Below are 7134 nucleotides of genomic sequence, written 5' to 3'. Positions count from 1 at the left end.
ATTAAAACGAGAATGGTATGAATCAATTTTCTGAAGAAGATTTATCCAGAATTATAGAAATGGCTTGGGAAGATCGAACTCCTTTTGAAGCTATTTTATGTGAGTATGGTTTAAATGAAGCGGCGGTGATCCGCTTGATGTGGCAAAATATGAAAGCATCGAGTTTTAAAATGTGGCGTGAACGCGTCACCGGCCGAAAAACCAAACATCTGCAACTGCGTTCACCCGACGTGATACGGGCCTATTGTTCACGGCAATACAAGCGTTTCTAAGCGTTTGATTTTGAAAGCTGTCTGGACTCACGTTTACATCGTTCAGAACAATATTGTACTTCCTCCCAGCAGCGGTGCCATTTCTTGCGCCAAGTAAAAGGGCGCAAACAGTGCATACAGATTTTTTCAGGGAGATGCTTTTTTTTTCATCGCTTATAACTCATTGATCTGGCTAAGAAGTTGCTGGGCATGGCTGATAATCTGCTGCCGATCTTTAAGTTTATCTAGCTGTCGATAGATCATGCCCATACGTGGATGAGTACGAAATTTCGCCTCATTCCGGATCATGAAATACCAGTACAGGCTATTGAACGGACAGCTATCTAGCTCGGTGCGAGTTTTGACATTGTAGCTACAGTGCTTACAGTAATCGGACATCTTATGGATGTAATTGCCCGAGGCCGCATAGGGTTTGCTGGCCATCAAGCCGCTATCGGCATGCATCGCCATACCCAGCGTGTTCGGTAGTTCTACCCATGCATAGGCATCGGCATAGACTGCCAGATACCACTCGCTGATCTGCTGCGGGTCTACACCAGTTAATAAGGCAAAATTTCCAGTCACCATCAAACGCTGGATATGATGTGCATAGGCATGCTGAAAAGTATTACGGAAACACTCAGCCATACAGTTCATCCGAGTACGGCCAGTCCAGTAAAATTGTGGCAATGGTGCTGAGTGCTGCAGTGCATTGCGACTGGCATATTCTGGCATGTACAGCCAGTAAATTCCGCGAACATATTCGCGCCAGCCGAGAATCTGTCGGATAAAACCTTCCACTGCATTCAGTGGTGCATGACCGGCATGGTAGGCAGCTTCTGCCGCATCACAGACTTCTTTGGGCAGTAACAGACCACAATTTAGATAAGGCGAGAGCAGGCCGTGAAACAGCATGTCTGCACCCTGAACCATGGCATCCTGATAATCTCCAAAATGCGGCAAACTGTGGTTAATGAAATGCTCCAGTGCAAGCAGAGCATTGCTACGTGTGGTGGCCCAGCGGAAGTTGTCAAGGCTGCCAGAGTGACGGGAAAACTCGCGCTCAACCAGTTTAAGTACATCCAGATCAATCTGATCTTGTTCAAAATGAAGTACAGGAGGCAATGGTGGACTGCCTGACCAAGCCTTACGATTGGCGCTGTCATAGTTCCACTGTTCTCCAAGCGGCTGCTGTCCTTGCATCAAGTAACCAGTCCTCTTGCGCATTTCCCGGTAAAAATATTCCATACGCAGAGTCTGGTAGTGATTTGCCCAATGCTGGAACTGCTGTGGACTACAGAAAAAACGTTCATCATTCAGGCACTGTACTGGCAGTTGCAGATGCTTGCTCCAATACTGTTCAATCTGCTGCTGTAAACGATATTCCCCACAGTTCGTAATGACTAGTTCTGTGACTGGTAAGAGTTGCTGCTGTGACTCTACGAAATCCAGCAGGCTACGAATCGGACTATCAGATTGAAAAGCATGGTAACGTACACGCCAGCCTTCTGCTTTGAGTTCTTTGGCAAAATGACGCATGGCGCTAAAAATCAGGGCAATTTTCTGTGGATGATGGGTAACATACGTGGCCTCCTCCACAACTTCGGCCATTAGGATTACATCCTAGGTACGATCCAGCGCTTTGAGCGTAGCAAGCTGATGATGAAGCTGGTCACCCAAAATTAAACCAAAACGCATAGCCATTCCAGATCCTATGAAAGATAGCGCAGTTTAAATCTAGGCAGTTCAATTTTTTGTGAAAAATAAAAATCAACCCACATGTTGAGCCAATTCAACTCGGCTAAATGATCGTTTTGGATTACACAGAAATTATGATTGCTGTAACAATAAACCGTTCAACGCTATAACGCTAAGCCCATTGATGAAACTCGCTTAGCATTATTTCTTTATTCATAAGTGGCGTGAAAGTTATGTGATTTTAATCAACAATATACAAATTATTATGGTTGTAATTTCATTAGTTGGCGCCTAGTATTTTGTTTCCAGTTACTCTATGTAAGCTTCCTTAGTTTTGTCCCATACACCTCTATGTATGGGATTTTTTAATCAGTGGATGTCATGAGTATGCATTCAAAAGCGTATATTTTTAGACAGCAGCAATTACTAGTGGATAAACATTTTCAGTTGCCGCAGGTAGCAAAACTGCAGCATGACTTGGATCTGTCGGAAAATGGCCAAGTCATTGCACGGGATCTAAAAGAAAATGAATCAGTACCCGAAGGTTATCAACTGGTCCCGATCCGCCAACTGGTACAGGTCTGGAGTAGGCCGCAGTTTGAACAGGCCAGCCGTGCTGTGCAGTTACTGGAGTGGCGTCGTAACCACCGCTATTGCAGTAAATGCGGCCATGCTACACAGCAGCATGCCAGCCAGTATGCCATGGTCTGTCCATCCTGTAGCTATAACCAGTATCCACGGGTGAATCCTTGTGTGATTACTATCATCACTCGCGGCGAAGATGAAATTCTGCTAGCAAAAAATGCCCACAATAAAACCCAGATGTATAGCCTGATTGCAGGATTTGTTGAAGTGGGTGAAACTTTGGAGGAGGCAGTACGCCGTGAGACGCTGGAAGAAGTTGGGCTGCAGATCAATAATATTCAATATCTGGCTAGCCAGCCTTGGCCGTTTCCTAGCAACCTGATGATGGCTTTCAGAGCAGAGTATCACTCGGGTGAGATTCAGATTCAGGAAGATGAACTAAGCGACGCGCAATTTTTCAAGTTTGATCAGTTACCAGAGATTCCGTTTAAAGGCAGTATTGCTTATGCCATGATTCAGCATGTGATGCATGGTACCCCTGTGGCAGATGACAGCAAAGAATGGCTTTAACCCAGAAAACAGTCTAGGGCTTTATCGCATCATTTTGTCTTCACACTTTGTTCACATCGACTTGGGTTATCTTAATCCTGAGATCTAACAAGGCTAAAAAATGAAGATGCGATTTAAGTCTGCTTTTGCAGCGATAGCATTGTCTATCATTAGCTTAAGTACAACGACCCGAGCAGAAACTGCTGCGTCTCAGGCAGTCGATCAGGTGGATATCCAGCAGTATGCAGGCAAGTGGTATGAAATTGCGCATTTACCGATGTATTTTCAGCGTAAATGCGTCTCGGATATCACGGCGCAATATAGCCTCAATGCCGATCAGACCATGCGTGTCTTGAATAGTTGCCGGATTGGCAACGGTGAGATGATCAGCTCTGAAGGAGTTGCCTATCCGCAAAATGCGGGCAACAGCAAACTGAAGGTCAGTTTTTTGCCGCAAGGCTTAAGATGGATTCCGTTTACCAAAGGTCATTACTGGGTATTACGAGTGGATCCGGAATATAAAGTGGCGCTGGTGGGTGGACCGAGTAATAAATATCTGTGGATTTTATCGCGTGAACCACAACTCGATGAAGCCACCTATCAGTCCTATCTGGAAACCGCAAAACATTATGGTTATGACGTGACAAAACTGATCAAATTGCCGCATTAATCTGTTACCCTTTTGCCGAACTGCCTAGTCTCTCTACAGTTCGGCTTTTTTTATTTACTTCACATAAAATTCATATCTGACTGATTACACTCATCAAATAGAATAAAGACAATCGCTTGAAAATAGGATGAGTCCATGTTGAACAGTCTGATGCGATGGATAGACAGCTGGTCTACACCCACAGCGCCCGAAACACTGACGGCTGAAAACAGCAAGATTCAGTGGCTGCGGATTTTGCCCTTTATTCTGTTGCACCTGGCCTGTTTCGCTGTGTTCTGGGTGGGAGTGTCGTGGTTTGCGCTGGGCTTTATGCTGCTGTTCTACCTGATCCGTATGTTTTCCATTACGGCTTTTTTCCATCGTTATCTGTCACATAAAACTTTTCAGACTTCGCGCCCAGTACAGTTCCTGTTTGTGCTGATTGGCACCATGAGCGCGCAGCGTGGTCCGCTCTGGTGGGCGGCACATCACCGCTATCACCACCGCTATACCGATACCTTGCAAGATCCGCATTCCTCGACGCATGGTTTTTGGTACAGCCACGTCGGCTGGTTTTTAAATGAATATAATTTTGCCACGCGTAAAGAAGTGATCAAGGACTGGCTGAAATATCCGGAACTGATCTGGCTGGATCGCTTCAGTTTAATGGTGGTACTGCTGACCGCGGGCGGAATTTATGCACTAGGGGAATGGCTGACCATTACCTGGCCGCAACTCGGCACATCCGGCCTACAATTGCTGGTCTGGGGCTTTGTAATCTCTACAGTGTTACTGATCCATGCCACCTTGTGTATCAATTCACTGGCGCATCATTATGGCAGCCGGGATTTTGACACTGAAGATCAGAGCCGCAACAACTTATTCCTATCCATCATTACCTTGGGCGAAGGATGGCATAACAACCATCATTATTATGCTGGCAGTACCCGGCAAGGCTTTTACTGGTGGCAGATTGATGTGACCTATTACCTGCTGAAACTCATGTCCTGGCTGCGGCTGGTCTGGGGACTCAAGCCGATTCCGGCACGTGTCTATGAAGCCAGTAAAATTGCCCAGGCTCGGAAACAGAAAAAAGCCGCTACGGCAGACATTCACACGATTCAATCGAAGGAATCACCATGAAAATTGCAATTATTGGTTCAGGTATTTCCGGTCTGTATGCTGCCTGGAAACTCAGCAAAGTACATGAAGTCACGGTCTTCGAAAAGAATAACTACTTCGGCGGTCATACCGATACCCATCAGCTGAATATAGACGGTGAACAGGTCGCCGTGGATAGCGGCTTTATTGTATTTAATGAGCATAACTATCCACTGTTCTGTGCCATGCTGAAAGAACTCGGGATTCAATCACAAAGCAGTGACATGGGCTTTTCGGTGAATAATCAGGTCACGGGCTTGCAGTACAATCCATCGAAAAAATTCTCGCTGCTGTTTAGACCGCAAAACTTTTTAAATGCTGATTTTCGCGCGATGTTGTCGGATCTGTTCCGCTTCTATGCGGCGAATAAAGATCTGGATGTGGAACAGGTCGATGCACAGCTCAGTATTGATGAGTATTTAAATCAACATGGATATAGCACAGCCTTTCGTCAGGAACATCTCTATCCGATGTGTGGAGCGCTGTGGTCCTGCCCGGTGGAGCAAGCTGGACAAATTCCCTATAAATTTGTGGTGAGCTTTTTCCAGCACCATCGCATGTTGCAATTAAAAGACCGGCCGTTATGGCTTACGGTCAAGGGGGGATCAGCGCGTTACGTTCGTGCCATTCAGTCCCAATCGAATATCACCTTCCGCAAGATGGGTGTTCTGCATGTATCCCGTAGTGCCAATGATGTGCTGGTTGAAACGACACACGGCAGCGAACGTTTTGACTGGGTTGTATTTGCCAGCCATGCTGATGATAGTCTGAAATTACTGAAAGACCCTTCTGCTCAGGAGTGGGACGTACTTGGTAAGTTCCGCTATCAGGATAACCGCATGGTGGTGCATTCAGATACTAGTATTATGCCCAAATCTCGTCGCCAATGGGCGAGTTGGCATGTACATGTAACCTCGAGTCAAGGATCTGAACAAACGCCATTCCAGCATAGTAATATGCACTATGGTTTTAGCTATTGGATGAACCAGTTGCAAAACCTGCAATGCAAAACTCAGGTCTTTGCGACCCTTAATCCTAATTTTAGACTTGATCCGAAAAAAGTCTGGGTGGAACGAAACTATCGTCATCCGGTGTTTGATGCAACTGCGATTGAAGCACAACAACGCTGGGCAGAGGTTAATGGTCAGAACCGCACTTCATACTGTGGTGCTTACTGGGGCTGGGGCTTTCATGAGGATGGCGCACGTAGTGCTTCCTGGGTAGTCGATCAGCTATTGCAGCAGACCGAGCAGGCAGCTAGGAGCGCATGATGCAGATGTATCCACTGGCGATTGCCTCTGCCGAAATTAGGCATCGCCGTTACCTGCCCAAAACCCATGCTTTTAAGACCCAGCTAACCTATCTATGGTTTGACCCGGATCAACTCTCAAGCTTTACCCAAAAATCCTGGCTATGGTCTTCTAGGCACTGGAATTTCCTGACCCTAGATGAGCGGGATTTTCTGACCATGGAATATGGTTCGATTCGGCAGAAGGTCGCACGTTTGCTAATCACGCGGGAAAACTACCTGCTTCCGCATGCCGCGTCTATCCGGGTGCTGGCTTTGCCACGAACACTCGGCTTTCGCTTTAATTCTGTAGTGTTTTATCTAGTCTTTGATGCCACCGACCAACTGATATTTGTACTGAGTGAAATCACCAACACACCGTGGAATGAAAGACAGGTCTACATTCACGACTGCCGAAACAATGCAGACGAACATGCGCCGTACCAGAGTCATCAGTTTGACTTTAAAAAGGCCTTTCATGTGTCGCCGTTCATGCCGATGGAGCTAGATTATCGTTGGCGTTTTAGCTTTTCAGAACAGCAAAATGTGATTCATATGCAGCTGTTTGAGCAGGCTGTGCTGCAATTCGATGCCACCCTGAAATTTTCCCTGCAGGCCATCACAATTCCTTCACAGCAGCATCGCTATGCTGTACTGAAAGTTCTTGAACCCTTCAGGATGGTCAGCGGAATTTATCTGCATGCCTTTCGTTTATGGAAAAAGAAAATTCCGTTTTACCGCCATCCTAAAAAAGAAAAAGGAAACACATTGCGATGAAAACACTGTTAATGGGAGAGCACACCGAACTGCCGGTGGTATTACGGCATTTTCTGAAATTGCGTCATGGTCAGCTGATTTTTAAAGGCGTCTGGAACGGAACAGTTGGCGAAAACAGTGACTTACATGCTGTAATTCAAGTTCATGACGAACGCCTTAGATCGGAAGAGCGTCGT

At 46.1% G+C, this 7134-nt stretch carries 6 protein-coding genes and 3 pseudogenes; 7 read left to right on the top strand and 2 right to left on the bottom strand.

What is annotated here, in order from left to right; all coding sequences use genetic code 11:
- Positions 1-17 precede the first annotated feature (17 nt).
- Positions 18-272, top strand: a complete 255-nt coding sequence (locus B4033_RS11025; RefSeq protein WP_286833960.1) for a TIGR03643 family protein — start codon at positions 18-20, stop codon at positions 270-272.
- Here B4033_RS11025 and B4033_RS11020 read toward each other — a convergent pair.
- Both B4033_RS11020 and B4033_RS11015 read right to left on the bottom strand, forming a co-directional pair.
- Positions 269-406: pseudogene (locus B4033_RS11020) on the bottom strand (DUF2256 domain-containing protein); the annotation flags it as partial. The gene B4033_RS11025 and the pseudogene B4033_RS11020 sit on opposite strands and share 4 nt — an antisense overlap.
- A gap of 19 nt (positions 407-425) precedes the next feature.
- Positions 426-1949 (bottom strand): annotated as a pseudogene (locus B4033_RS11015) (cryptochrome/photolyase family protein).
- Positions 1950-2330: 381 nt separating this feature from the next.
- Between B4033_RS11015 and nudC the strand changes: the two are divergent.
- The 6 genes and pseudogenes from nudC to B4033_RS10985 form a co-directional block, all read left to right on the top strand.
- The gene (gene nudC / locus B4033_RS11010; protein ID WP_286833958.1) at positions 2331-3104 is read left to right on the top strand and encodes an NAD(+) diphosphatase; all 774 of its coding nucleotides are present in this window, start codon (positions 2331-2333) and stop codon (positions 3102-3104) included.
- Between the two features lie 100 nt (positions 3105-3204).
- On the top strand, positions 3205-3753 hold the full coding sequence (locus tag B4033_RS11005) for a lipocalin family protein (RefSeq protein ID WP_048881866.1): 549 nt from the start codon (positions 3205-3207) through the stop codon (positions 3751-3753).
- A gap of 135 nt (positions 3754-3888) precedes the next feature.
- The gene (locus tag B4033_RS11000; RefSeq protein WP_286833953.1) at positions 3889-4875 is read left to right on the top strand and encodes an acyl-CoA desaturase; all 987 of its coding nucleotides are present in this window, start codon (positions 3889-3891) and stop codon (positions 4873-4875) included.
- On the top strand, positions 4872-6164 hold the full coding sequence (locus tag B4033_RS10995) for an NAD(P)/FAD-dependent oxidoreductase (protein ID WP_286833950.1): 1293 nt from the start codon (positions 4872-4874) through the stop codon (positions 6162-6164). The genes B4033_RS11000 and B4033_RS10995 overlap by 4 nt, the downstream gene beginning before the upstream one ends.
- Positions 6164-6958, top strand: coding sequence for a DUF1365 domain-containing protein (locus B4033_RS10990; RefSeq protein ID WP_076755123.1), 795 nt, complete (start codon positions 6164-6166; stop codon positions 6956-6958). Before B4033_RS10995 ends, B4033_RS10990 begins: the two co-directional genes overlap by 1 nt.
- Positions 6955-7134 (top strand): annotated as a pseudogene (locus tag B4033_RS10985) (class I SAM-dependent methyltransferase); the annotation flags it as partial. The gene B4033_RS10990 and the pseudogene B4033_RS10985, both read left to right, overlap by 4 nt.

It is taken from the genome of Acinetobacter sp. UBA3132, assembly GCF_002364825.1.
Taxonomy (GTDB): Bacteria; Pseudomonadota; Gammaproteobacteria; order Pseudomonadales; family Moraxellaceae; genus Acinetobacter; species Acinetobacter schindleri.
The sequence above is the reverse complement of the archived record's forward strand: the minus strand, read 5'-3'. Positions and strand labels throughout refer to the sequence as shown.